Annotated in this window: 3 protein-coding genes; 1 reads left to right on the forward strand and 2 read right to left on the reverse strand. The window is 41.4% G+C overall.

Annotated elements, in window-relative coordinates:
• Both CXF78_RS19125 and CXF78_RS19130 read right to left on the reverse strand, forming a co-directional pair.
• A partial coding sequence (locus CXF78_RS19125; RefSeq protein WP_145991568.1) for a response regulator transcription factor occupies positions 1-379 on the reverse strand: 379 nt, incomplete at its 3' end.
• A gap of 158 nt (positions 380-537) precedes the next feature.
• Positions 538-2,337: a DUF885 domain-containing protein gene (locus tag CXF78_RS19130; protein WP_102037649.1), complete on the reverse strand. Its 1,800-nt coding sequence runs from the start codon at positions 2,335-2,337 to the stop codon at positions 538-540.
• 270 nt (positions 2,338-2,607) lie between these two features.
• On the opposite strand from CXF78_RS19130, the gene CXF78_RS19135 reads away from it, so the two are divergent.
• Positions 2,608-2,852: diacylglycerol kinase family protein (locus CXF78_RS19135; RefSeq protein ID WP_308302285.1), on the forward strand; the 245-nt coding region annotated here is incomplete at its 3' end.

The raw sequence follows: 2,852 nt of genomic DNA on the forward strand, positions 1-2,852 counted from the left end.
CATTAACAGCATCGTTAATCGGTGCTTGGGTGCGTCGATGGAGTACATTAAGACGTAACTGCAATTCGCGGATATTAATCGGTCTAGTGAGGTAATCGTCGGCGCCTAACTCTAACGCATTAATACGCTCAAGCTCGCTGTTACTTTCTGCTAATACAATAATGGGGGTTCGGCTTTGTCGTGCGACCAGCAACCAAAATGAATCCATTTTGGGAACCGAAAAATCTAATAATATGGCTTCAAGCTGCAGAGTCTCCATTTGGATCAACGCATCAAAGGCATTATTAACCCAATGAACACTGTAGCCCTGCTCATTTAACTGTCGACCTACGTCACTTTTATCGGAAAGGGTATGTTCAATGAATAGGATATTCTTCATGCTCAGCTACTTAATGATAACGATTACCATTAAGATTATCATATTGATTTACCCAAAACCAGATTTAATCCACCCTGTGACCCTTTTCATTAACAAAAAAGGCCTGAAACTTCAGGCCTTGAGACATTTGTCACAATTATGAGTGAGACGTAATAGGTCTATTTATCTGTCATCAACTGCTTAATGAACTTAACTGGCGCACTACCGTAACTTAAAAACTGTTCATGGAACTGTTTCAAATCAAAGCTCTCACCTTGTTTAGCTTTAAGTTGTTCGCGGAAATCATAAATCTCACGGTAACCGGCGTAATAACTCGTCAGTTGAACTTGACTTAACGTGGCTCTGCGCCACTTTCCTTCAGCTTCAGCACGTTGTTGGAATGCTTCATTCTCAAGCAAGTCAATCACCTCTTGCTCGCCCATTCCATTGACTTGAATGCTGTAGTCTAAAATAGTGTTACAAATAACCCGTAAATTCCATTTGTAATACATCAGCCACATTTCAGGTTCAAAATTACCATAGCCTTCTTCCAACATCATTCGTTCGGTATACACAGCCCAACCTTCAATCATGGCACCATTACCAAATAAGCTTTTCACTAAACTAGGAGATTGGTTAGAAAAGACTAATTGCGTGTAATGCCCTGGGATAGCCTCATGAATATTCAGAACCTGTAAAATCCAGTGATTGTATTCACGTAAATAGCTCTCTGCCGACTCATCACTCATGTCATCAAGGGGTGAAACGTTGTAGTAAGTATTACCGCCTTTGTCATAAGGTCCTGGTGCACTGATAGACGCTCCGGCAAAACCGCGCATGTATTCAGGCGTTTCACGAACAATTAACGGCTTTTTAGGATCAAGCGTTACCAGTTGCTTGTCATTGACAAACTTAATCAGCTCTGGAATTTGCTTTCGCACTTCGGCTACAAAGTTTTCTCGTTTAACATGTTTGGTTGATAACACATCAATCAACTGGCGAATTGCTTGTCTCTCATCGTCTGGTTTTGGGGTATCGATATATTTTGACCAAATGGTATCGGTGATCTTAGCCATTTCTTGCTGAACATGATTTTTATCTGCCACAGCTTTGTCATATAACTGTTTAGCCGTCATACCAGACTGAATATCAAAGGCGAACTTTTCTTCGTATAAGGTTTCACCAATACGGAAATCGCGGCCTCCATTTTCGGTTAGCTTAGTTTCAAGCGCGGTTAACCACTCAATGTGCTGTTTAATTGCTACAGTTGCAGCATCAAAACGCTCAGCAAATAACACTTTCTGCTCTGCGCTTAAGCCTGAATCAGTGACTTGCTGGGCTAACTCAGCAGACAATACCGAAAATGCGCCTTGATTCTGCATAATGGCTAATTGGGTATGCTCAAGTGTCGGCTCACTAATATTGTTTCGCGCGGCCTCATAATAGGCTGGCACATTTTCAAGACGTGCAATCACAGAGGTTAAGCGTTCATCTAATGGCGCAAAGTCTTCATTGATAATTTGCGCAAAACCACCGGCAACATTGTAATTTGACGGGTCCCATTGCCAACCTTTAAAGCGTGTAATTTCCCATTGCATTGACTCCACTAAATTACTCAGTAATTTATAATCAATTAACTCGTTAGCCGTTAGTGACTGCGGATCAAATTGGGCTAGCGCCGTTTGCTGTTGTTTAACAAATTGCAGCGTTTTGTCGCGGCTTGCTTGATTTGGGATATCTAGATAGCCATCATTAACATGTTTGCCACTGTACAGCGCCCAGGTTGGTGATAATGCCCACAGCTCATCAATAAACTGTTGTGAATATTCGTTAAAGTTTAATGCTGCCGCAGCACTAGTTGTGCTAGCCTCAGCAGTAACGGCCTTGGTTTGTGGACTTTGCTTAACCGAGTCATCGCTACAACCTACCAATCCAGCCAAGGCAAAAGAAACCGCCAAAGCAAGTAAAGATTTTTTCATTAGTTATCCCTTACATTGTTATTATTTTTTAGTGTATATAAACTTATTTTTTGATGCATATCGCTTTCGTGCACAAAGATTTTTGTTGCGAAGATACGAATAAAAATTCATCTTACGACAATTATAATGAGTTAATCATGTTCGTCATTGTTTTGCATCAAGCAGACATCTTTTGTGACAGAAAAATCGCGAATAGGGCAACTACTTGTGACTTAAAAACGTATTTTTTGTCTGGTGACCGTTCCAAAATAACTAACAGAGAACTTAACGATGCCCTTAACACATATCCGACTACTGCTTAATGGAAAAAAGGCCACCAATGTCGACATAAGACAATCGGTTATCGCTTTGCGCGAGCAGGGCTATACGATTGACGTGCGAGTCTCTTGGGAAAGCGCTGATATGTTGCGTTTTATAACAGAAGCCATAGCTGATAATGTCGGCAGAGTCGTGATTGGCGGCGGTGATGGCTCGCTTAATGAGGCAGTAAATGCCCTGATGCAACAACCACAACA

The sequence above is a fragment of the Shewanella sp. 11B5 genome (assembly GCF_002836795.1).
Lineage (GTDB): Bacteria > Pseudomonadota > Gammaproteobacteria > Enterobacterales > Shewanellaceae > Shewanella > Shewanella frigidimarina.

What these genes read in the sequence shown, in the direction of transcription:
- CXF78_RS19130 (WP_102037649.1), bottom strand. Translation starts at nt 2,337, where the DNA reads ATGAAAAAATCTTTACTTGCTTTGGCGGTTTCTTTTGCCTTGGCTGGA.